The following is a 26,868-nucleotide window of genomic DNA, read 5'->3' on the forward strand; positions in this document are numbered from 1 at the left end:
TTCTACTGTTTTCTTGTGTCCTTACAGCTCTGCCTTTTTCTTCTTTGCTCTTTTCATGACGTGCTACAAAGGCATTAGCTTTATCGTTCCATAACAAAGCATCACCTTTAATTTGCTGAGTAATATTCGTTATGTTTTTAGTAAGTTCGCTAAACTTATTTGTCACATTATCATTAACATTCTTGATATTGCTATCAAGCTGGCTTTTGTTAACAGCGTCATTATTGTTCTTTGCTTCCCCAACACCAGAAATTATCCGATCCGCACCGCTTTCATTTGCAATATTGATTTCTGCGCCACCTACTTTTGCACCAATAGTGAGACGACTCGTTGTCTTATCTTGCTGAACAAAGCTCTCGCTTTCCACTTTGGTAATCACATTATTAACCTGTTCAGTCAATTTATTCTGAACATTCGTGATAGAACTTCCAACACCTGCAAGTGCATCAGCTACATTCGTATATTTCTTGTCAAAAGAAGTACCATCCTCACTAAACTGCTTGATCTTGAAATCTGGTTCTCTCCATATGCCCGCTTCATCATAACCAGCACCACCACCAAAATAGGATGCAAGCATGTTACCCATTGTATAGAGCTGACCACCATTTACTGCATCTGTTGAGTTTTGGGTAATCTCACCACTTTCTAGAAACGTAATTCTACTGTTTTCTTGTGTTCTTACAGACCTACCTTTTTCTTCTTTTCTCTTTTCATGACGCGCTACAAAGGCATTGGCTTCATCATTCCATAACAAAGAATCCTGGGCTACTCCTTCAGAAACTTCTTTAATCCGTGCATTCACATTCTTGATATTTGTATCAAGACCTGCAAAAGCACTCCCAACATCTTTAAAAGAGCCCTCTGTTATATTACCCTTTGTATCAATCTTGGATAAGTCATAAGTTGGTCCCGTCATGTCAGAACCAGCAACTCCTGCACCTCCACCAAAATATTTTGATGTATTCGCCATAGCCGTTTCCAGATTTCTCGCTGTGGACGAAAGACTCTCATTGGTTTTGCTTAACTGTGAAAAATTAACTGCATCGTTCGCTCCAGTGCCATCCGACACTCCTGTAATCTTTTTACCCCCAGCATCAATACCTCCGGTGGTTATTTTCGGACCATTGGCAATCACTAAGCCTGTTGCGTCTAAGGTATTTGTACCTGCCTTTACGCTCTCCAGTGTGATATCCTTTGCTAAATCAAATTTTATATTATTGTCATCTTTGCCTTTTGTAATCGTAAGATTTGTACTTCCAGCGGAAAAATCTACTGCGCTGTCCATGATAACGCTCTTACCATCCTTACCCCCAACAGATAGTTTCCAACCGCCATTTCTCACGACACTTTCTAAGTCTTTTAACTGTACAACATTTACTGCATCAGTAGGGTCACTACCAGCTGCTACACCTATAATCTGCCGCGTCACGCCCGTATTTTTGCTACCAACACTAACGGCACCCTGCGTACTTTTCCATTGCGCTTCAGTGCTTTTTGTCGCCCCCTGCAGCGAAGAAGCATATCCTGGAAGACCTAGAGCCCTATCAGCGATAACATTACTTCCTATAGCAACACCACCTTGTACAGAAACTATAGAACTGGCACCTATTGCGATACTGCTTGGAGCAAAAGCGTAAGACATGGAACCTATAGCAATACTAGATTCACCTATTCCACTTGCCTGATTACCCATAGCAATACTATACAGCGCCTCCTTTGTTACAGATGCATTGTAACCAAGAACAATCCCCTTTTCTGCATAATTCTTCGCGCCATAACCAAGAGCCATTGCATAATCACCAGTTGCAAGTACTCTATTTTTTTCATCAATATTCTGTGTTTCAGATCCAGGAACAGTTCCAACACCACCGATTGCAATGCTATAAACACCTTCCGTTTTCGCCCCCCGCCCCAAAACAACAGAACCATACGATCCTCCTAATGTTTCTGCCTCAAAACCGACAACAACATTCCAACCGTTTCTAGTTTTTGCACCATACCCGATAACAACAGAACCGTGTGCACCTTTCCCATTAAAACTAGAAGACGCTTGGTCACCAATAGCAACAGTCCACTTGCTATTTGTATAATTAATCCCATCACCCAAAATAGTATTGTTATCTCGAGCACGTTGCATTCCTGCAGTTCCGCCCCGCAAAAGATCAGAAACATTAACAGGGGTTGCATTCTCATTATTCCCTGCAAACTGTTGGGCTGTAGAGCTATCACGAACAAGCGACCGTGGACTAATGAGAGACTTTTTATATTGCTCGTCTGTACCTAGGATTCTTACCAATAAATTTTTGCTATCTTCCGCAAGAACATTTACGATAGGACTCTTATCTCTCTTACCAGAAAGGGTTTTGGTTAAAAAATTTGCGTAATCATCAGAAGCATTCAAACCAGCAACAGAGAGAAGGCTTTGTGGATAAGATACACCAGCACTTTTTACACCTTCAAGAAATGTGTTTCTAAAATCAGGATTTGCTGAAAAAACAGGCGTAACATTCGATAAGAATGTAGCCGCTATAGCCAACGAAAGAACTTTAACAAAAGAAAAACGAGAACGTTTTAATTCACTCGCAGCTTGTGGGGCATATAATTTTTTCATAACAAACTCTCCAATGAAAAAACTTAAAAACACCTCCAAAACATAAAAAAGACACATTTTAGCATTATTGATCTCTTTGGAATTCAGAGTAGACGATCATTGCTTAGAGTGTGAACATTTTGAGTATTTAGTCTTGTTTTGTTTGTGCTCTCTGTATTGAGACCTAAATGTTTGTCTTTTTGATTATGTTTTGTGGACATAAAGATGACACATTTAGAGTCTAAGTTTTTTAGTGTGCTGTTTTTTCTAACTAAAAAGGGGTCTTTATATTTAATATTACATTTTACTTGGTAGTGGTTACTATAAAATCCTTTGTACTAGGTTTTAATATGTATTTTCCTAATTATAGACTTTATTTTTATAAGAAAGCATGGTTTTGTTAATAATAAGTAAAGTAAAAAGAAATTGTAATATGTCTGGAATATAGTTTTCCTTGGATAACTGGCTTTTTAGTTGGATTTTTTCTTTTTAATATATCATATAATGATATATGCGCGGTTCCGTGATGTACCTTTTATCTTTACGCACTACTTTTCCCCTTTGAAAGTTATTTCATCAAAATGAGTCTTACTAATATACACTCCTATATTGCTATAGGCTGTTCATGAAAATAGCAACATAAAAATATAACTTTTTAGCAATATGGATTCTACTATGATCTTTTTTCAACAAAATATAGAAAAATCTTCTATAAAACCTCACAGTCTATAGCCTCATCAAATATTATGCTTATCTCTAGATAAATACTGTGCGTCTGTAAAAAAATATCCACCCTTATTTCAATAAATAAGGGTGGATGTTTTGTTTTCGTTGTTCGTATTATTTTATTTTCAGAGTAATTGCACCACCTATGCCCCAATGACCACCAGCACTCGTGGCAGAGAGATTAGAGCGGATTTTTCCGTTTTCAGATGTATAACCAGCACCAAGGGCAAATGCGGATTGTCCACGCCATGTGCCGCTACCAAATGAGACACTCAAAGATCCTGGCTCGTCAAAGTAACGTAGGTTGGATACTGCTAGACCAACGGCGGCTGCTTGCCTTGCCTCTTTCCGTACGCTCTTAATATCATAACTTAAAATATTAAACTTCATATCTGTATATCGGTCAGACCGATCAACAGCATCATCAATGGCATTAATAACAATATTATCCACCCGACTATCCGTATATTTTTTTGCATCATCGAGAACAATTTTCATCTGTTGCTGAGTGTAATCATGCAGTTGACCACCATTCACAGCTTCTTTCGAGTCCTTCTCAATACGGCCATCCGCAACATTATCAATTAAAACAGGTTCACTGGAATCTCCACCCTCTAAAGTGATCCTATTGGTTTTGTTTCCTTCTCCATCTTTATCATAGTTAACTGCACCATCAGAAAGATTATTAACCGTGTTCTCAATATTATCAACTCTGTCTTCAATATTGAAAACCGTTTCACCAATATTCGTAACCGTAGTGGAAATATTGTCGACTCTGTTTTCAATATGCTTAATATCTTTTTCAACGCCAGTGATACGTTCGTTGGTCTCCCAAAGCTGTCCGCCATTGACTGCATCTTTTGACCCTTCTACAATTTTACCATCTGCTACATTGATAATCTTACTTGGTTGACCATCATGGCTAGCGTCATAAGCTTTTTTCTGCTCATTCCAATTTAAACCATTAGACGAAACATTGTTTTCAACATTTTGAATGCGGTCGTTTATCTTAGACATACTCTCACTCACGCCGTCAAAAGCACTGGCAACGTTATGATAATTCTTCTTTTCACCAGAGCTACCGTCAGCCTTGAATTGTACTATCTTAAAAGTAGGAGCAGTCCATTCTCCATTATTATAGCCAGCGCCACCACCAAAATACGCAGCCAATTGGTTGCTCATAAGATAAAGTTGCGAACCATTTATAGCATCGGTTGAATTAGCAGAAATATCTCCATTGGCAAGAAACTTAATTTTGCTATTGGTTCTTCCCTCTCCATGCTGTGCTACAAATGCCTGCTCATCACTGTTCCACAACAAGGCGTCCCCTTTAACTTCTTGAGTAATATTCGTGATTTTTTCATTAACATCGTTTACCACATTCGTCAGATGCGTATTCACACTCTTCACATTTGCATCAAGACCTGTCAAAGCTGAACCAACGTCATGATAATTGGCTTTTGCCACCTGACCATCTTCAACAATAACAGATAAATTATATTTTGGTCCTTTAAAGGCACCATTTTCGAATGAGGCATCACCACCAAAATAATTTGCTATATCTCCAGATATTTTATTAATCTGGTTCCCATTGATTGCATCATGCGATCCTTGCGCAATTATGCCATCTTTAACATTATGGAGAGCAACAGGGTCTTGGTTATCTACCCCACCTAAAGTTACGCTACCATAATTAATGGCACCATTTTCTTTATCGTAGAGAACTGCAGCAGCTCTTGTGAGATTAATATCATTAGAAATCATCTCTATACTTTTATCAAGCTGGGCTTTGTTAACAGCTTCATCACTCCACTCTGCAGCTTTTACACCGGAAATTGTACGAGCATCACCAGATTCGTTTGCAACATTGATTTCTATACCACCTGTTGACTCACCAATGGTGATAGCACCTTCATTCTCTTCCTGCTTAACGAGGCTATTTTTTGTCGCATTCGTAATCTGATTTTGAATATTCGTGATAGAAGCATCAACAGCATTAAAAGTAGATTCAAAACCATTATGTGGCTTACCCTGAATAGTGTAAGTGGGAGCCTTACCGTTAGATACATCTGCACCACCACCAAAATATTGAGATGTATTTTGAGAAATTTTTGCTAGATTATTCGTAACAGTGGTAACATTCTGATTAGTAACAAAAAGTTGTGAACCATTTACCGCATCGGTTGAATTAGCAGAAATGTCTCCATTGGCAAGAAATTTAATTTTGCTATTTTCTTTGTCTGCTCCATGCTGTGCTACAAATGCCTGCTCATTATTACTCCACAACAGAGAATCTTTAGAGACACCATCAATTTTCTGAGTAAACTCATTGGCTACATGTGTTAAGCGGCTATTCACATTGTTGATATTGTCATCAAGCCCTGTCAAAGCATCACCAACATTATTATGGTCCTTAGTTATTGCTACACCATCTTCAGAAATTTGCGATAAATGATAGTGCGGACCAAACAAAATACCTTCGCTAAATTCCGCATCACCACCAAAAATGACTGCTACATCTCGGGATATTTTTTCAATCTGGCTACCATTAATTGCATCATGCGATCCTTGCGCAATCATGCCATCTTTAACATTATGGAGAGCAACCGGTGCCGTAGTCTTATCACCACCTAAAGACACACTATTATAATTAACGGCTCCATCTGCTTTTTTATCGTAGAGAACTGCAAAAGCACCCACTTTCTGAATATTGAACACCTCTTCACCAAGATCAGTAACCGTAGCTGATATGTTAGTAACCTTATCGTTAATATGGATAATATCCTTTTCAGCACCTGCAACACGATCATTCGTCTTCCAAAGCTGACTACCATTGATTGCATCATGCGAATTTTCAATAATTTTCCCATCTTTAACATTACGGAGAGCAACCGGTGCTGTAGTCTTATCACCACCTAAAGACACACTATTATAATTAACGGCTCCATCTGCTTTTTTATCGTAGAGAACTGCAAAAGCACTTCCCTCTTCAATGTTATTAATACTGTTACTAATATCTGCTATACGCCCATCCAGTTGTTCTTTATTAACAGCGTCATTAGCATTTACAGCTGCCTTCACACCGGAAATTATCCTATTTTCACCAGATTTGTTTGCAACATTGATTTCAGTGCCACCTGTTGACTCACCAATGGTGATAGCACTTTCATTTTCCTCCTGCTTAACGAGGCTGTTTTTTGCCACATTCGCAATCTGATTTTGTATATTCGTGATAGAAGTATCAACAGCATTAAAAGTAGATTCAAAACCATTATGTGGTTTGCCCTGAATAGTGTAACTGGGCGCCTTACCGTTAAATACATCCGCTCCACCACCAAAATATTGTGATATATTATGAGTTACACCTTCAACTGTATTCTCAATCTTCCCTAACTGCGCAAAATTCACTGCATCCTCAGGTTCTTCCCCAGCTGCCACTCCTGTAATCTTTTTATTACCAGCATCAATACCATCCACAGTTATACCAGCCCCATTAGCAAACAGAATGCCATCATCACTTATAGAGCTTCTTCCAGCGGTAACTCGTTCCACTTTAATATTCTCAGCTAGATCAAATTTTACATTATTGTCTTCCTCACCTTTTATAATCGTAAGGTTGCCACTTGCCGCTGACAAATCTACAGTATCTTTTATACCAACGGCTTTAGCATTTTCACCCCCAACAGACAAACTCCAACCTTGGTCTACGTATTTTTGTAATGATCCTAACTGCGCAACATTCACAGCATCAGTATTATAAGTACCAGCTGCCACCCCTTCAAGCTGGCGCGTCATCTTATTTACATCATTACCAATAGTTGCTGGACCCGCATTACTTTTCCATACTTCATTCTCTAGCTTTGACGGGCTTTTAGTGAGAAAATCGAAACCGAAAGCACCCGGACCCGCCTTACTCGAAGAACCGTCCCCAAGAATAACCTTTCCATACGCCCGCGTTTCAGGCCCAGACCCTATAGCAACAGTTTCATCACCATCAGCCCTCACTCGTAAAGAATAAGCATTTACGAATGCATCTCTATTATCATCTTGGTTATTATATCCGGCATCTATTGCGATATTACCTAGTCCTAAAGCGTGCGCTGTAGAGTCTATAGCTACACTTTTCCCCTTTTCCGTATATTTCTCTGGATCTAAAATAACAGCGCCACCCACTGTAAAGATATTTTGTGCATCTTTCCATACAAACCTTCCGTCGACTGTTAAAACATTTATGGCAGAATTACCCCCCCCCATACCACTTGTATAATTATTATAAGCAGAAAGAGTACTTTGCGGATAAACCACGGCAGCATTCTTCACATTTTCAAGAGATGCTTTTGTTAAATCGAGATTTGCTGAAAAAACAGGAGAAGCATTCGATAAAAACAATGCCACCGCAGTTCCTAACGAGGCTACTTTAAACAATGATGATCGATGATGTGAACGAGAAAAACTCAAATCACGCAGATTTGGTGTAGTATATAATTTTTTCATAATACCCCCTTCATAATAATAGATTAAAAACACAAAAAAGGTATGCTCTAGAACTCTAAAGCTTTCTTATTTCCTTTGCGTGTTCTTGCTTTTACAGCGTGTTTTAGGACATAAATAAAAATTAAGACATAAGCTGTTGTTTCTACAGCGTCTTTAGAAGGGTAATTAGGGGCAGGTTCGTGAAAGTCAATTTGAGGAAGGTAAAAAAATACTTAATATTAGAATAGATTTCGTTTTTCTATCAAAGGTTGTGCGTCGTTTTTAGCTTTGATCTCTTTGAAAGAGGTATAATTTTTGTTGTGCCTATTGATCATCCGCTAGGCATCAGTTTATTTTTCGTGAATAAGATTTTTTTATTTCATTAGAGGATTTATGAAAGCTTTTTACTAAAATGCCCCATCTATATCCTTACTAATGGTAATGTGTCTCGTTGCTGTATCCTGTTTTACAAAAATACTCACTGCTACTTGTTCTTTTATTCCCTTCAGTTGTGAAAAATTCATTGCACTATCTAGCACCCATATCTTTAGCTGCCTCATCAGAAATAGACAGTTTCCAACCTTTTTTCTTACGACTTCTTCTAAATCTTGCAACTGTCTAAGGTTCACTGCATCGGCAGATTTTCTATCAGCTGCTACGCCTATAATTTGTCGCGTTATGTTCTTACTAGGAACACCAATACTTACTGCAACTTTCGTACTTTTCCATTGAGATTAGATGTTTTTAACCGGTCCTTGCAGAACAGACGTATCTCCAAAAACGCCAGCAGCTCTACCAGACACAGAGTTGTTCCCGATAGCTCTCCCATCAACCATCACTTTCTTTAGAATAGGAACCTAAAGCGATACTTCCACCCCCTTTTGCTTTTGAATAGAAGCCCATAGAAATAGCTTCTTGAGCAAATGCATATGCACGGAGTGACCAAGAGCAATCGAACCATATTCTAAAGCTTTAGAAACAGCTCCTACTACTGTTGAATAATCACTCTTCGAAAGAGTATAATCATTTTCCCCGTGTTCGCTCTTCTTATTATATTCACCACCTACTGCGACACTGCTTTTCTCTAAAGCATGAGCCATATTGCCTACAGCAACGCTCCATTCTTTTTCCGTTTGCGCTCCACTACCCTAAAGCAATACTTGTGTTTGGAGTACATTGCATATCCTGTAGATCGTTGCATTATAAAGCATACGTTTAAAACTATACGAAAATAAAAGCTAAAACTGTCTTCTTTTAATAAAGGGTATATTCGTATTTACATTGCTTGAAGCATTTTAATAAATCAAAATAATAGCAATCAATTTTTTGAATCTTTACCACTAAGCTCTTTTATTCTCAACAAAAGTTGTAATAAGCTTTTTATATTCGGATTTTATATAATTACGGGAGTTTTATACATTTAGAATAGCTTAGAGAGTTCTGGAAGAAAGTAAAAAATTTGCCCTTTTCTTAAATAAGAAAAAGGCAAATCAATTTTATGGATTTAGTCGTTTATTAGTTGAGTATCACATTAACCCCTGTACTTATACCCCAGTGACCTCCAGAAGTGGTAATTGACAAGTTGGAACCAATATCACCGTTCTCTGAAGTATAACCTGCACCAAAAGCAAAAGCAGATTGACTACGCCATAAACCACTACCAAATGCAATTGTTAATTTTCCAGGAATATCACTATAGCGTAAACCAGCTACCGCTAAACCAACAGCTGCTGCTTGTCTTGCCTCTTTTCGAACATCCTCAACAGCATAACTTAATGTCGAAAACTTCATATCCGTATACGAATTAGCCCCACTAACTCCATCTTTTACAAGATGAGAAATTTGCTCATCCGTATACTTATTGGCACTTTCAAGCACAAAATCTATCTTATCTTTTAATTGACCGCCATTAACCGCTTCTTTCGAATCCTTTTCAATCTTTCCATCGGCTACATTGGCTATTAATACTGGAGAACTGTCATCTCCACCAACTAATGTAACTTTATTGGTCTTTTTGCCCGTTTTTTCATCTTTATCGTATTGTACAGATCCCTCCGTAACTCTATTTTCAATATCCTTGACCTGATCTGTAATCATCTGCTGAGTTTCCCAAAGCTGTCCTCCATTCACTGCTTCTTTTGAATCTCTGTCTACCTTACCATTCGCTACATTGATAATCTTACTTGGACTCTTAACACCCTGAGAATCCACATGAGATGCATCATAACTTCCTTTTTCTTCATTCCAATTCAGACTATTCAAAGAGGTACCCTTTTCAACTTCTTTTATACGATCGTTGATAGTGCTCATGCTGTCATTAACAACATCAAATGCTTCAGAGACATTATTACGCTCCTCTTTATCACCTTTCGTACCATCCTTATTAAAGACCTGAACAGTGAATTTTGGTCCTTGCCAGTTTCCTTCCTTATCATAACCAGCTCCTCCACCAAAATATGAGGCAAATGTCTGTTGAAGTGTATAAATCTGACCACCATTAATCGCATCCGTCGAATCTTCTGATATCTTTCCTTTCGCAAGGAACGTGATCTTGCTGTTTTCCTTGTTACCTTCTTTCTCATGCTGTGCTACAAACGCACCTGCATCATCACTCCACAACAACGCATTTTGCTCAATGTTGTCTGAAATCTCATTATGAAGATTCTTGAAAACCTTATTTACACCGGCAAACGCGGCTGCAATGCTATCATAATTCTCCTCTTCAAAGCTTCCATCTTCTTGGAAAGTCATTATCTTGAAACCTGGAAGCGCCCAGCCATCACCATCATACTTAGCATCACCACCAAAATACTTTGCTAGCGACTGATTCAGATCATAAATCTGTCCGCCATTAACCGCATCACTCGAGCCTGATACTATAGAGCCAGCCGCAAGTGATGTGATCTTGCTTGCTTTTCTGTCATCACCTTTCCCATGCAGAGCGATAAAAGCTTTGTCACCATCGCTCCAAGATAAAGAATCTTGTGCAACTCCCTCTGAGACCTCCTTAATGCGAGCGTTCACATTCTTGATATTGTCATCAAGTCCTTTAAAGGCAGAACCAACATCGGTATGCGGTTTATCTGTTACTTCGCCACCTTTATCAATACTGGATAAATTATAAGTTGGCCCTTTAAAAGCACCACCCTTAAATTCAGCATCTCCACCCAACAATTTTGCTATATCCATTGAAAGAATGTGAACCTGTCCTCCATTGATAACATCCGTTGAGTTTTCCGCAATCGATCCGGCGGCTACATTATGGAGCGCAACAGGTGTAGCATCCTTCCCTTTCCCAAAAGTTACATTTGTATAATCAGTTTGATTATCTGTTGTTTTATCGTAAAGAACAACAGAAGAACTATCAGACAGAAGGGTATCAGAAAGATCCTTCAAACCTTTATCAAATTGTTCTTTGTTCACGGCTTCATTGTTGTTTTCTGCCGCCTTTACACCAGAAAGAGTTCGATCCTTACCACCCTTGTTTGCGATATTGATTTCACTACCTTCTACTCCTTTACCAATGTTGATAACATCTTCATTTTTCGTAACAAGCAAATTACTGATTACATCGCTGATCGCAGTTTGAACCTTTGTGAAAAGTTTACCCACACCTGAAAATGCATCTGATACATTCTTATAGCTTGATTCAGCTTCAGTGCCATCATCATTGATAATTTTTAGCTTAAAATCAGGAACTTTCAATTCCCCATCCTTATATTCAGCGTCATCAGAAAAATATTTTGCAACCTTATCGCCCAGTGAATAAAGTTGAGAACCATTTACGGCATCCATCGATTCTTTCGTAATATCTCCTACAGCAAGCGATGTGATTTTACTTGCCTTTCTGTCATCACCTTCCCCATGCTGGGCAACAAAAGCTTTGTCAGCATCGCTCCAAGATAAAGAATCTTGTGCAACTCCTTCTGAGACTTCCTTAATGCGAGCATTCACATTCTTGATATTATCATCAAGTCCTTTAAAGGCAGAACCAACATCGGTATGCGGTTTATCTGTTACAACACCTTTTTCATCAATATTCGATAATTTATACTCTGGTACTTTAAAGTTTTTGCCATCAAAGGATACATCTCCACCTAAAATTTTTGATAAATCCTCAGTGATTGCATGAAGCTGATCGCCATTAATCGCATCACTCGAAGCTGATATTATAGAACCAGCGGCAAGTGATGTGATCTTGCTGTTTTCCTTTTCTCCATCTTTTTCCCCATGCTTGGCTACAAAGGATTGTTCTTTACCATCCCACAACAGAGCATCGCCTTGGACAGATTCTTTGATATTCGTGACTTTGTCATTAAAATCATTAACGATGTTCTGCACATTCTTATTCACACTCTGGAAATTCTTATCAATTCCGTCAAAGGCTTCCGCTACATTATTGTAGGTTTTTTCTTCAACTTCAATTTCATTGCTCTCTAAGTTGAAAACTTTGAGTTTGAAGGTTGGTTTGTTCAATACGCCATTCTCATACGTAGCATCGCCGCCAAAATATTCTGCAACTTTGTTGCCCAGTGCATAAAGCTGGGAACCTGTTATAGTTTCGTGCGAATCTTTCTCTACCTTACCATCAGCGACATTAACAATCTTGCTCGCATCCTTCTCACCATGAGCAGCATTGTAAGCACCATCATCACCTACACTGCCATCCCAATTTAAACCATTCGAAGAGACGTCCTTTTCAAATTCCTTAATACGAGCATTCACATTCTTGATATTATCATCAAGTCCTTTAAAGGCAGAACCAACATCGGTATGAGATCGATCTGTTACTTCACCTTTTTTATCAATATTCGATAATTTATACCCTGGTACTTTAAAGTTTTTTCCATCAAAGGATACATCCCCACCTAAAATTTTTGATAAATCCCCAGTAATTGTATGAAGCTGACCACCATTAACGGCATCTGTCGAATTTGTGCTAAGATCTCCACCCGCAAGACCTGTTATTTTTTTACCTGCAGCATCAATACCATCCGCTATTACTTTGGGGCCATTTTCAATCGTTAAGCCCGTTTTATCTAAAGTGACGTCTTTTAATTTTACACTGTTCAATGTGACATCTTGTGCCAAATCAAATGTTATTTTTTTGTCTTTACTGTCTGTTGTATCACTATTTTTAATCTCAAAGTTTTTGCTTCCAGAAACCAAATTTAATATATCACCCGGCTGAAAGCTTGAAACAACCTTATCATTAAGAGAAAGTGTCCACCCTTGTGCTACAAATTCCCTTAATTTTTTCAGCTGCGCAATGTTGACGGCATCAGTGTCTGCATAACCCGCTGCCACACCTGTAAGCTGTCGTGTTATCTTATTCGGAGTATCACCAATACTAAAAGCTCCTTGAGTGCTCTTCCATATCACACCATCATCCGTTGACTGGCTCCCTATAGAAGGATCATAGCCAACTGTGGACACTGAGTTACGAGAAACAGATTTATAACCCACAGCAACACCACCCTCAGGAAGTACTTGTACATTTGATCCTAATGCCATACTATTTTTAGCTGTTGCAGCTGAAAGTCCACCTAATGCAATACTATTTTCACCAGATGCATTTGCAAAACCACCTAATGCGATACTATTTTCACCAGATACATTTGCAGAACCACCTAATGCAATACCATTGTCGGCAGTTGCACTTGAAAGCTTACCTATAGCAATACTTTCTTGCCCACCTTTTCCCTCACTGGCAGCAATTGTAATGCTCTCCGTTTCGGCATGCCATTTAAAAACACTATCATCGGCAGCTTTTTTAATCTCATTGTGAAGATTTACATAAGACTTACCCACACCTTCAAAGGCTTTGGCTACATTTGGAAAACTTTCTTCTTCAATCTCATTCGTCTCAGGATTTAAAGTTTTAATTTTGAACTCTGGATCATCCCATTGACCATTCGTAAATTTAACACCACCGCCTAAATATCCAGCTATATGGGTAGCTACAACATTCAACTGACTACCATTTACCGCCTCTTGTGAATCGGCACTAAGATCACCAAGTGTAACACCCGTTACCTTTTTATTTCCAGCATCAATACCACCGGTGGTTATTTTCGGACCATCAGTAACTACTAAGCCCGTGGCATCGAAGGTATTTGTACCTGCCTTTACGCTCTCCAGTGCAATGTCTTGAGCCAGATCAAATTTTACTTTATTGTCTTCCTCACCTTTTATAATCGTAAGGTTGCCACTTGCCGCTGACAAATCTACAGTATCTTTTATACCAACGGCTTTAGCATCTTTACCCCCAACAGATAGTGTCCAACCTTGGTCTACGTATGATTGTAACGATTTTAGCTGTGCAACATTAACGGCATCAGTGTCGTCACTACCAGCTGCCACTCCTACAATCTGGCGCGTTTTTTGTGATTCAGCATCACCAATACTCACCGCGCCTAGTGTGGCTGCCCATATCATACTGTCATCTTCTGACGAGCTTTTAATTAAAGGATTATAACCAAGTTTGCCAGCAGCAACATCAGCCACAGACTCGCTCCCAATCGCAACACCTAAATTTACCGTCGTTTTTGCATAAGCACCAAGAGCTATAGATTCCTCACTGTCCGCCTTAGCACGATGTCCAATAGCAATTGATTCTTCGCCCTTCGCTATTGTACGCCCCTCAGAAGGGATCGGTTTACTACCTTGTCTACCTTCACCACCTATTGCGATACTTTTTTTACCTACAGCATACGCCAAATGACCTACAGCAACAGTAAAGCTATTATCCACCTGCGCACCATAACCAACAGCAACCACATCGGGAGCATTGACTATTATTTTGGCGCCAAGAGCAGTAATATCACTTTCCTTATGGAGTTTGCCGTCCTGTGTTATATTATTACCAAATATGACATTAGTACCCACTACGTCACGTTGCATGCCTGTATCGCGCTGCATTTTAGACATGGAGTCATTGTGCGAAGGATTCAATGCATCAATAATCGCTGTATTCTCACCGCTTTGTGAACTGATGATCAATTTTTTATATTGCCCGCCTGTATCTAATGTTCTTTCCAATGAGTTTTTGTCATCTGCCCTCAAAACATTCACAATAGGATCATCATTACTTATACCAGAAAGGGTTTTGGTTAAAAAATTTGCATAGCTATCAGCAGCACTTACCTTGGATGTCAAAGAAACATTCAGCGCTGTTAAATAATTTTCCTGTGATGCACTAGAAGAATCCAAATCACTGTTATAGCTATCATAAACAGAGACAATACTTTGTGGATATATCTCAGCAGTGTTCCTTATGTTTGAAGAAATCTCTTCTCCTGAATCAAGATCATTCGAAAAAACAGGGGAAATACTGGCTAAAAGTGCAGCTATTGAAGTCAAGGATAGGACTTTAATAAAAGGAAAACGAGAAAATTTTAAATTGCTCCCTGCTAATTTTGTATATAATTTTTTCATAATGAACTCCCCAATGAAAGAAATAACTATAAACACAAAAAAGACACATTTAAACGCTATGAAGTTCCCTAAAATTGATTTTTCTAAACGTATTCAAAAATTTAGTACCTGACTGAAAAGATAGAGAAGTTGTGTTTTTAGGTTTTATGGTTAATGTGTTTTGCTCTTTTACATTTCCTAAGAAAGTAAAATTTTTTTGTGGTGATTGGTTTTTTTAACTTCTAAGCTTATTGGTTGTTTTTTGCAAGGGGTAGAATTAATTTAGTGGATTGTTTTATAACTTCTTCCAGTAAAGTTGAAATACATTTGAATGTGTACTTTTATCTTAGTAGAAAGCTTTTTAATAGATTTGTAGAGAGCAAAAGGTTTTTTTCTATCTGTAGAGTGCTACAGATTTTTCAGATTTAAAAATTAAAGAAAAAATAATGAACTTATAATTTATGGAAAAACTTATTATCTTATTTTGAAATAAGAAGTTCATTTTGTTGAAAGTGTATAGTTTTTTTCTGTTTTTTAAACCTGTATTTGTCGTTATAGCGCTTATCAATTTATATATAATTTTTACATACGTAACAACAATTCACCCCTGCCTCATGAGACAGGGGTGAAAAGGAATTTTTATGTATTTTGTTTATTATCAGTTCAATGTCATATTGAATCCCGCACCTACACCCCAGTGACCTCCAGAAGTTGTTGCGGATATGTTAGAGCGGTATTTTCCATTTTCTGAGGTGTAACCTGCACCAAAGGCAAATGCAGATTGACTACGCCATAAACCAGTACCAAATCCAACGCTTAATTTTCCAGGTGTATCATTGTAGCGTAAGTTAGACACCGCAAGACCAATAGCCGCTGCTTGTCTTGCCTCTTTTTTCACACTCTCAATACTGTAGTTTAAAACGTTAAACTTCATATCTGTATATTGTTTAGACTGATCAACAGCATCATCAATCGCATCAATCACAATATTATTAACCCGTTGATCTGTGTAGTGCTTGGATTCATCAAGAATAATCTTCATCTGTTCTTTAGTATAGTCATGGAGTTGACCACCATTTACAGCTTCTTTTGATCCCTTCTCAATTTTACCATCAGCTACATTATCAATCAAAACAGGTTCACTGGCATCACCACCCGCTAATGTGATTTTATTGGTCTTTTTGCCGTTTGCATCTCTGTCATAACGAACAGCGTCCTCAGCAATATCGTTAACTTTGTTTTCAATATTGAAAACCGTTTCACCAATATCCGTAACCGTAGTGGAAATATTGTCGACTCTGTTGGTAAGATGCTTAACATCTTTTTCAACACCAGTGACACGTTCATTAGTTTCCCAAAGTTGTCCACCATTGACCGCATCTTTCGAACCTTTTACAATTTTACCATCAGCTACATTGATAATTTTATTCGGCTTACCATCACGATTAGCATCATAGGCTTTTTCTTTATCATTCCACTTTAAAGCATCTGTATCGACCTTGTTGATGACATCATCAATACGGTTGTTAATATTTGACATCCCATTATTAATATCACCAAAAGCATCAGCGACATTATGGTGTTCTTTCTCAACAGTCGTACCATCAGCATTGACTTGAACAATCTTAAAAGTAGGATTTGTCCATTCGCCATTCTCATATTTAGCACCGCCACCGAAATAATTAGCAAGCTGGTTATTCATGGAATAAAGTTGGTTGCCCGTAATGGCATCTGTTGAACCTTGAGCAATCTCACCATCCAAAAGATACTTCAATTTGCTCTTTGTTTTCTGCCCATCTTTTTCATGACGTGCCACAAATGCTTCTTCATCATCATCCCACAGTAAAGCATCTTTAGAGAAATCTTCAATTTTCTGATTAAACTCATTGGATACATTCGTTAAGCGTTGATTCACATCTTGAACATTTTTATCAAGACCTGTTAAAGCTGAACCAACGTCATAAAAGTTAGCCTTCCCTACCTCACCACCTACAATAGCCGATAAAGTATATTTCAGCCCTTCAAAAGCACCGTTAATGAACTTTGCACCACCCCCAAAAAACTTTGCAATATCTGCTGATATTTTATTAATCTGACTACCATTGATTGCATCGTTGGAATTTTCAGAAATGCTACCATCTTTTACGTTATGAAGAGCAACTGGCCCATTACTCTTATTGCCGCCTAAAGTCACACTCCCATAATTAACATTACCATCTTCATCTTTATCGTAGAGAACCGCAGCAGCACTTGCTGTCTCAATATCTTTCGTAATATCCTTTATGCTTTTATCAAGTTGGTCTTTGTTAACAGCTTCATCGCCCTTCTCTGCTGCTTTAACACCAGAAATAGAACGTGCTACACCAGCATATCCTGCAATATTGACTTCAGTACCCGCTGTATCCTTACCAATAGTGATAGGAGCAGAAACTCCGTCTTGCTTAACAAGACTATTTTTTACCACATCGGAAATCTTATTATCAATATTTGTAATAGAAGTATTTACACCAGTAAATGCATCTGTAACATTATGATGTGTCTGACCCTGAATAAGGAAGGCTGGTTCTATACCGGAAAGTACATTCGTGTTACCACCAAAATATTTCGATGTATTTTCAGCAATCTTTTTCAGATCACCTGTTACAGCGTTAACATTCTGATTAGTAGTAAAGAGCTGTGAACCATTTACTGCTTCCGTCGATATTATAGAGAGTGTCGCCTCTTTCACACCCGAAAGTATCCGCTCTTTATCGTCCTTATTTGCAATGCTGATTTTAGTACCACCTGTTTTAGCACCAACGGTAATAAGACCATTCTCTCCCTCTTGCTGAACCAAACTATTTTCTGTGATATTAGAAATTTGATTGTGAATTGCGCTAAAAGTATTATTCACACCTTCAAAAGCATCAGCAACATTCGAATAAGGCTGCTTAGAGGAAGTGCCATCAGCCTTGAATTGGATAACTTTGAAAGTGGGAACATTCCAATTACCAGCGTCATCATACCCAGCACCACCACCAAAATAATCAGCAATATCATTTATTGCATAGAGCAAATGCTGATTAACATGCCTGATGTTCATATTAAGCCCTGACAAAGCTGATCCAACATCATTATGTTCCGTCTGTTTTTCCTGACCATTTTCATCAATAGTAGTTAAATTATATCTCGGTCCTCTAAAGACTCCATTCTCGAATGAAGTACCACCACCAAAAAATTGTGCAACATCTCCAGATATCTTGTTAATCTGACTACCATTAATCGCATCATGCGATTGATCGGAAATCTCTCCATCTTTGACGTTATGAAGAGCAACTTGCCCGTTAACCTTATTACCTCCTAAAGTTACACTCTCATAATTGACAGTGTTATTATCATTTTTATCGTAAAGAACCGCAGAGGCACTTATATTCTCAATATTGTTGTTAATCTTTCCTATGCTTTCATCGAGTTGTTTTTTATTAACAGCTTCATTATCTTCTACCGCTGCTTTTACACCAGAAATTGTACGAGCCTCCCCTGATTTATTTGCAACATTAATTACAGCACCACCTGTTGCCTTACCAATGGTGATAGGAGAATTCTCTCCTCCATCTTGCTTGACAAGGATATCGCTTGTCACATTTTTAATCTGATTATAAATATCCGTGATAGAATCATCGACTCCATCAAAAGCATCAGCAACATTATTGTATTTATTCGCAACAATAGTACCATTCGCGTTACGCTGAGAAACCTTGAAGGTAGGAGCTTGCCACTCTCCATTCTCATAGCTAGCATCACCGCCAAAATAATTCGCAATCTTATCACCCATCTTATAAAGTTGAGAACCATTTATTGCATCTGTTGAATCTCCTGAAATATCGCCATCCGCAAGGAATTTAATCTTACTATCTGTCTCCACTCCATCTTTTTCATGAAGTGCAACAAATGCTCCTTCTCCATTATCCCACAATAAAGCATCTTCAGAGAGCCCCTGAAATTCCTCAACAAAATTATTGACTACATGTGTTAAACGACTATTCACATTTCTGACATTCGCATCAAGCCCTGTCAAAGCATCACCAACATTTTCAAAGGTTTTCTGTTCTACGTTACCATCTTCAGACACTTTAGATAGATTATATCTAGGGCCTACAAAAGCACCATTCTGAAATGCTGCACCCCCACCAAAGAATTTTGCAACATCTCCAGATATCTTATTGACCTGACTACCATTTATCGCTTCTGTTGAATCAGAAGAAATTTTACCACCTTTAACATTAAGGAGAGCAACTGGCCCCTTGCCCTTATCACCACCCAAAGTCACACTGTTATAATTGACAGAATTATCTCCATTCTTATCGTAGAGAACCGCGAAATCACTCACATTCTTAATATTGTTATTAATGTTTACTATAGTATCATCAAGTTGCTTTTTATTAACAGCTTCATTATCCTTTTCTGCCGCTTTCACGCCTGCGATAGTCCGATCTCCATCACTGCCTGCAATATCAATTTTCGTGCCACCTTTTTCCTTACCAACAGTGATCAGCTTTTGGCTTTCGTCCCATTTAACAAGGGCACCGCCTGCTACTTGATCTTTTATTTCTTGCAACTGCTTATAATTTACAGCATCCTCAGCATCAGTTCCCGCTAGCACTCCCGTAATCTTTTTATTACCAGCATCAATACCCCCAGTAGTCATATTAGGACCACCAGTAATCACGAAGCCATCATCGCTTACATTCGCCTTACCTGCTATTACACGTTTAACTCTGACAATATCATTCAAATCAAACTTTACAGTATTGTCACCGTTTTTGGTAATTTTGATATTCTTACTTTCTTCATTACCATCCTCTGCATTAACACCTACAAACTTTACTGTACTCTCTGCCCCAATATCTGTAGGCTCTTCATCTTCAACAGCAAGTTTCCAACCCATTTTAATTCCCGCTGTAAAGTCTTTTAACTGCTTATAATTTACAGCATCGGTATCGTCTTCCCCTGCCGCTACTCCTTTAATCGTTTTATCACCAGCATGAATGCCCTTAACAGTTATGCTCGGCCCATCACCACCTTCAAACCCAAAGCCAACAGCACTCATAATACTTTCTCCTGCTGTGACAGTCATTACCTGAATATCATCAGCTAGATCAAACGTGACATTGTGATCGTCGTCTTTTTCAATCTTAATATTCTTTCTATTTTCATCTCCAGCTGCTTGAAAATTTACTGTACCGTTTGGACCAATAGCCGTAGCATTTCCACCGTTAACAGCAAGCTGCCAACTCGTTTTGGTTGCCTCTTGTACAGCTTTCAGCTGTTTATAATTTACAGCATCGGTATCTTTAGTCCCTTCTTCTACTCCTGTAATCTGTTTATTGCCAGCATCAATACCCTTCGCTGTTATGTTTGGTCCCCCATTAACAAACTTAAAGCCCTCACCATTCATAATGCTGTTGCCTGTTGCGACACTTGTGAGCGTAAGATTATCATTCAAAGAAAATGTAACTCTATTATTGTCTTTTGCAATTTTGATATTTTTGTTTCCCTCCCTACTTGCATCCGCAACAAGATCTACTGTACTTCCTGCTCCAACATCTGTAGCATTGTTACCATCAACAGAAAGTTTCCAGCCTTTTTCTGCAAGTGTTTTTATCTCTTTCAGCTGTTTATAGTTTACTGCATCGGTGTCTTCTTCCGCATCTTCTACATTCATGATTATTTGTTTGCCAGCATCAATACCACTTTGAGACATGCTAGGGCCATTCTTAATCACAAAGCCATCATCACTCATCGTGCTCTTGCCTGTAGTGACGCTTGTAAGTTTCAGAGTATCACTCAAAATAAATTCAATTTGATGCTTATTCTCTGTAGTGTTTTTTGCAACCGTTAAATTGTCTTTTCCTTCATCGCTTTTACTTTTCACTGAAAAATCTACGGTATTGCCTGTATGCACATCTGTCGGATCTTTATCGTTAGCAGAAAGTTTCCAGCCTCCCCCCCCTGATATGACATCTCTCATAGCTCTCAGCTGCGCCACGTTTACCGCATCGGTATCTCTACTTCCAGCAGCGACCCCAGTAATTTGTCGTGTTAGGTTACCATTACCAGTACCATCAACTTCACCAACACTAAAAGCCCCTGTTGTACTTACCCATGCCATACCGGTTTCTGTCGTATCACCATTAAGGTAAGGGTCATACCCCTTAACACCTTTGTTTCTATCAGAGACAGAACCACCACCGATAGCAACACCATCATTAACAAGTACCTGTGCATTTGCTCCAATCGCAACGGAATCTTCTGTTTTAGCATATGTATGCGAACCTATAGCAATCGCATTTTCACCCTCCGCTGTTACTTTTCTGTTAGGATCATTTTCTTCAGTTCTGTCAGAGCGCCTGCCCCCTATTGCAATAGAACCTGAAGCTTTAGCTTCAGCATCTGTACCTATAGCAATCGCAAAATTCTTTTCTGCTCTTGCCTTCGTCCCCACAGCAATGCTATTTTCCCCTAATGCAGTTGCAAGCCCTCCAATAGCAACTGTAGATTCTCCCGAAGCCTCTGTTCCAACACCCATAGCAACAGCTGCTTTACCACTTGCAAGTGCAGAAACACCAAAGGCTTGCGCACCCCCTGCCTTTGCTGTCGCACCTGCACCAAAAACGGTTGAATAATTACCCGTTGCAGCAGAACCACAACCAGTTGCAAAAGAATAAATGCCATAAGCCTCAGGCAGAGCATTAGCGATACCATCAGTAGCGATTCCCATATAACCACCAGAGCCACCATTGCCATCTGTAAGCCCCTCACCAATCCAAGCCTCTTTTTCAGTGCTCGTTCCATAAGGATTACGATTTGCAAAGCTTTGATTAGTGATAAATCTATTATATTGTTGCTCTGCGGTTATTCGTTGAGTAACTGACGCTTGTTGTTTGCCGCCACGACCAATAACGTTGTCTACACCACAGAAATCATCATCACCAGCCAACACAACACTACCATGACTACCATGTGGATAAGGAACATCACCAAGATTCGAACTCTGAACAGTTGCTCCTCTTATGGAAAGACCGGCAGCAAAAACAGGAGAAACACTCGATAAGAGTGTCGCCATTACCGCACTAAGAGAGACAACTTTAATTAAATTTGGTGTGGAATATTTTTTTTTCATAAGAACCTCCTCCAACAGAGTTCAACATCATTACAACGCGCAGAAACACTCATGGCAAAACCCTTAGTTTGCGCACTTCAAAAACCAATAAATCAAGGCAAAACCCTCCCCCTTCGATACCTCTATTTTTTACGGCATCGCTCTAAAATCTTTGCAACAACATCGAATCTAGAAAAATCCCCAACCCTTTTAGCTAGAGGGATTCAAGCTAAAAAATAAATAAAACACAAGACTTTGAAAATATACCGTAATCTCCATTCAAAAAACACTGCGATTTATCTCTTAACAAAATAATTTCACTAAAGAGCAATTCTACTTTTCAAATAAAGCGCATCAGCAAAATGGCAAGAGTGTAAAAAATAATTTTTTATAAATTTGTAAAAATACTTCTCAATAAAATAGCTGTTCTTATAAACACAAATTTATGATTTTTTTAACTTATAGCACAATGTAATAGATAACGATTATCATGATAATCTCACTCTTTGTTGCGAGATAATCTGTTTCAATATATAATGCATATCTTTGAAAGAAATCTTTCTTAATATAATGATGCACGACGTGCTCATCTTGTCCTCTTCATAAAAAGACAAAAGTGCTATAAATGATCTTTCGTTCTTCTCGCGTATATGTCTGTTACCCTTCTATAGGAACAAAACATCGTCATTGTATTTTCACTGTTGTCAGTATCTTTTCCCTCAACCAACAAATATTTCAGGAATGACACTATATTAGCTTCTTTTTGAATCAATTTTGTTGGTATTGCTACCCGTCGTTCTTTTTATGAACTGCTTTATTTTTAATCAGAACAATATATTGATTTATAATGATAGCTTCTCGTTTTTCAGGTTGAATAAAAGACTCGAAGATCGTGAGATTTTCACATTCCAAACTTGGTTATACAGCAGAAAATCAAAAAAGTTTTATTTTTTTAAAAGGCTGTTCATTCGTATCTTATGAAATTTCTAGATGTGCTTTTCAGTTTCGATTTTACGCTTTAAATGTAATTTTAAAAGTGGCAAAGTGGCTTCGACTTCTTCCATATCATTGAGGTTTTGAATAAGCTCTTGCAATCTTCCATAAAGCTCTGCTGCTAATTCCGCAACATCTTCAGGAGAAAGATCTATTTTTGCATCATGATAGGTCGTATAAACTAAATGTCCCAGCTTTTTCATCAGCCCAGCAGGTATCGCTTGCGGTTTAAAACCAGCTGCTTTCGCCTTTGCCATATCTGAAAACATCTCGCCATTGCCCGTCACAAGCCAATCTAAGGAAATACCACAAATTTCTTGATATTTGGAGAGCGCAGAGGCTGTAGGCTCACTTATACCAGTTTCATAAGTTCCTACAGAGCCAGCAGTGATACCAAGATGTGCAGCAAACTGCTTACGCTCTGTAAAACCAAGAGCGTGACGCACTTCACGAAAACGTTTTGCCAACTCAGTTTTAGGTTTTGCTTCCGGACGAGCCAAAAAACACTCCAAAATCAATATAATTGTTGACTAAATAATTATATTGATTTATATCTATTATTACTGCTCCTTAAAAAGAGCAGTTATCACATACATAACCCCACAAACACAGATGTTGCAGCATCCGTTTAAGCAGGAGCGAAAATTATGACAATTACACAAAAAATGCAATCGCCGTGGTATTTTACTGAACTGCGCCCCTGTAATATAACCTTGGAAAAACTCAAGCCTATCAGAGGCTATTTTCCAGAGTCAAAAACATTTGGACACAGCCCAATGAAAAAGCTAAATGCGCCACTGCCAACTCTATCAGTTTGCATGCCAAGCCAATTCTTGCCAACTGCTTTCTCACAAGTCGCAGTCATATTCTTCCAAAAGCAAAAAGCCTAATACGATTCTCTTCATTCCATGCTGTGCAATATACCACTGAAATCTTATTACAAAAATATGCAAATTCATTTCCCATAGGTTTTTATAAGGTAAAAAGTTTATCAATGTCTAAAAATCAATATAAAATAGGCAAAATAATTGGTATTCTACAAAAAATGAGATTATCACTCGTTATTAAAAAGTTAGACGTTTACAAACCCTGTTTGCTTATTTTATATATTAATGACACTGAGTTAGCTGTAATTGGCAATAGAGATTTCAGGGTGTTTGGTTTATCGTCAGAATACTCTTCCTCTACGCACATTAAAAGCCTTTTGGCAATGTATTTTAAATGCTATAAGTTCTATAGTAAACACATTGCCATCCATATTTACAATTGGGCGCTTTAAAAACTTGGAGTAATAAAATCTTTAATAGGCATTGATTTAAAAGCGCGTATTTTGCAGAAAATTGACAAAACCATGAGGTTCGTATACATGGCAATTTTAAGTGATGATAGTGGAGTGATACTTAAAAAAGCTGCATGGAAACCCGCAACGTTGAGGAATTAAGCATGACCTCTTTATGCGATAAAGAATTATCTGATACACTGGTTGGTCTTTATGACGACTATCAACGCGGTTTCGACATTGGAGAAGAGCTTAAATTGTGCGTGGGTTTGGCGTTATCTCTTGAATTGGAACTCAGTATTCATCGTTTAAGTGAAACAGATGCTGTTTTAAAAAAAGAGATTGTGCAAACCTTGCATCGTCGTAGAAATACCCATTCCAATGAAGATGAAATTGATACAATTTTTCATATGGATTTTGAAAAACAAAAATAATACAATACTCTCCCCATATGATACGATATTACCTCATTGCTTTACTTTCTACTACGCTTAAACAAAAAACTTTCAAGAAGATTTAAAGTGTTACGTTTTCGTCTTCTTAACAACAGTGAGATGAATTAAAGAAACGCATCAATTCTTTAGATCATTATCAAAAAATAGAGAGTATTCTCTAGTATACATCAATTTATGCTTTGTTCATTAAGCACCAACTTTTACATTTTCTCAACTCTCCTTTAAAAGCAAAATATGAAATGTGCTGCAGCGTAAATGTTTATAAAATAGCGTATATTGACCACTCTTAAACGTAATTTATTGTTTTTCATGTCTATAAAACAGCACTATGAGTATTCCAACAAACGCAACAATGCTTTGAAAAAAATATATCGATTGAGGTGATATGCTACTGTTATCGCTTGCCATAATGAGGTAGACTCCGAGGATCAAGCATCCAGAGATACCATTAAAACTTGCCTGCAATCTTCCTTGGTATTCAGGATCACAAGAGAGTTGTGATAAAGAAATCGAAAGAGCCCAACTCGAAAGTCCAAATCCAATCATAAAGTAAACAGGAAAAACAACAAAATTGTGTGTATTAACAGATAGAATAGCGAGGCCAATAGCCATAAAAGCTAATAAAATGGCTAATGTTTTCCTGATAGATAAAACTTTACAAAGAAGTGGTGAAAAAAACGCACCTGTCAATACGCCCATAGAATAAAGCACCTCAAATATTGCAAAGATACTGCTATCTGCATGTAAAACCTCTTGTATATAAGGAACGAGAATAACAGGAATGGTCATCAAAAGAGTCATAATAATCATCTGGCTTATATAAGGTACAAAAAGAGCCGGATTCTGTTTAAAATAATGAAGGGATGCTGTATAATTTTCCCACCAATTTTGCTGGTTTTGATTTTTAGATCTTCGGTTTTTAGGTACCTTCATTGCAAAATTAAATAAACCAGCAATGATAAAGAATATACCACCTATTAGAAGAGTTCCTTTTGTTCCTGCATAGGACAGTATAAATCCACTTAAGCCCATACCTACGATAGTGCCAAGTTCATAAACCATATCGATGGTCGCATTTGCATTGATGAGCTGTTCCTTCAGCACAATACTTTGAATTAAAGAAATAGCTGATGGCATATAAAAAGGGATAAAAATACCCAAAAGAGCAGATAAGACCATCAATTCAATTTCTATACCAAAATGCCAAAGCATTACCCAGCTTACAATTACCAAACCTCTCACAAGATTTGAAATAATAATCTGCGTTTTACGATTATATTTATCTGCCAATATGCCAAAAATAGGTGCAAAAATAATGCCAGGCGTCCAAAGAAAAAGCATCATCAACGCTACACCACGGATTGAGCCCGTCTGATTGTAAGCGAGCCATGACAATGTAATATAATTTAGTCCACTTCCAAATGTAGCAAATAAGCCGCTCAAAGTAAAATAGAGAAAAGTTCTATTTTCAAATAAAGCAATGCGTTCCTTCAAATTTGAAGTGAACATAAATTATCCTCTAAAATGAATACCAGTCGATATGCATGATACATCCTGTTTAAAAACAGGCATTCTTACAATTTTTATTTTAGATCATTAAATTTAAGAAAGCAAAATTTCTTTTTTGAGGCTTTTACAATCTTTGTGCTGTTTTATGATTAATTCTTCTATGAAAACGGAACATTTATGGACAAAAACAAAATTAATATTTTATGTGCGTTTTATTCAGAAGCTACACCTTTATACATATGTGAAACAATTTTACGGTATGGAAGCTTCACTCACATTATTGTCC

8 protein-coding genes and 2 pseudogenes are annotated in these 26,868 nt (G+C 37.9%); 2 read left to right on the top strand and 8 right to left on the bottom strand.

The window, feature by feature from the left end; translation table 11 throughout:
• From ACFILU_RS04130 to ACFILU_RS04160, 7 genes and pseudogenes are all read right to left on the bottom strand, one after another.
• Positions 1-2,611, bottom strand: a pseudogene (locus ACFILU_RS04130) (hypothetical protein); the annotation flags it as partial.
• Between the two features lie 819 nt (positions 2,612-3,430).
• Positions 3,431-7,810 (bottom strand): Vomp family autotransporter, encoded by a 4,380-nt coding sequence (locus ACFILU_RS04135; protein WP_375674869.1) that lies wholly within the window; start codon positions 7,808-7,810, stop codon positions 3,431-3,433.
• Between the two features lie 386 nt (positions 7,811-8,196).
• The gene (locus ACFILU_RS04140; protein ID WP_375675036.1) at positions 8,197-8,490 is read right to left on the bottom strand and encodes a hypothetical protein; all 294 of its coding nucleotides are present in this window, start codon (positions 8,488-8,490) and stop codon (positions 8,197-8,199) included.
• A 156-nt stretch (positions 8,491-8,646) separates the two neighbouring features.
• Positions 8,647-8,904: pseudogene (locus tag ACFILU_RS04145) on the bottom strand (hypothetical protein); the annotation flags it as partial.
• 400 nt (positions 8,905-9,304) lie between these two features.
• A complete protein-coding gene (locus ACFILU_RS04150) occupies positions 9,305-15,226 on the bottom strand; it encodes a YadA-like family protein (protein WP_375674870.1) in 5,922 nt (1,973 codons plus the stop codon).
• A 637-nt stretch (positions 15,227-15,863) separates the two neighbouring features.
• The gene (locus ACFILU_RS04155) at positions 15,864-22,367 is read right to left on the bottom strand and encodes a Vomp family autotransporter (protein ID WP_375674872.1); all 6,504 of its coding nucleotides are present in this window, start codon (positions 22,365-22,367) and stop codon (positions 15,864-15,866) included.
• A gap of 965 nt (positions 22,368-23,332) precedes the next feature.
• On the bottom strand, positions 23,333-23,839 hold the full coding sequence (locus tag ACFILU_RS04160; RefSeq protein ID WP_273790298.1) for a helix-turn-helix domain-containing protein: 507 nt from the start codon (positions 23,837-23,839) through the stop codon (positions 23,333-23,335).
• Positions 23,840-23,986: 147 nt separating this feature from the next.
• Here ACFILU_RS04160 and ACFILU_RS04165 point away from each other — a divergent pair, with 147 nt between their 5' ends.
• Both ACFILU_RS04165 and ACFILU_RS04170 read left to right on the top strand, forming a co-directional pair.
• A complete protein-coding gene (locus tag ACFILU_RS04165; protein WP_273790297.1) occupies positions 23,987-24,229 on the top strand; it encodes a hypothetical protein in 243 nt (80 codons plus the stop codon).
• Between the two features lie 553 nt (positions 24,230-24,782).
• On the top strand, positions 24,783-25,052 hold the full coding sequence (locus ACFILU_RS04170; RefSeq protein WP_375674874.1) for a hypothetical protein: 270 nt from the start codon (positions 24,783-24,785) through the stop codon (positions 25,050-25,052).
• 318 nt (positions 25,053-25,370) lie between these two features.
• Here the strand turns inward: ACFILU_RS04170 and ACFILU_RS04175 are convergent, their stop codons facing one another.
• Entirely contained in the window at positions 25,371-26,582 is a 1,212-nt protein-coding gene (locus ACFILU_RS04175; RefSeq protein WP_273790295.1) for an MFS transporter, read from the bottom strand.
• Positions 26,583-26,868: the final 286 nt, after the last annotated feature.

This window comes from Bartonella sp. CL100XZDX (assembly GCF_042195375.1).
Taxonomy (GTDB): domain Bacteria; phylum Pseudomonadota; class Alphaproteobacteria; order Rhizobiales; family Rhizobiaceae; genus Bartonella.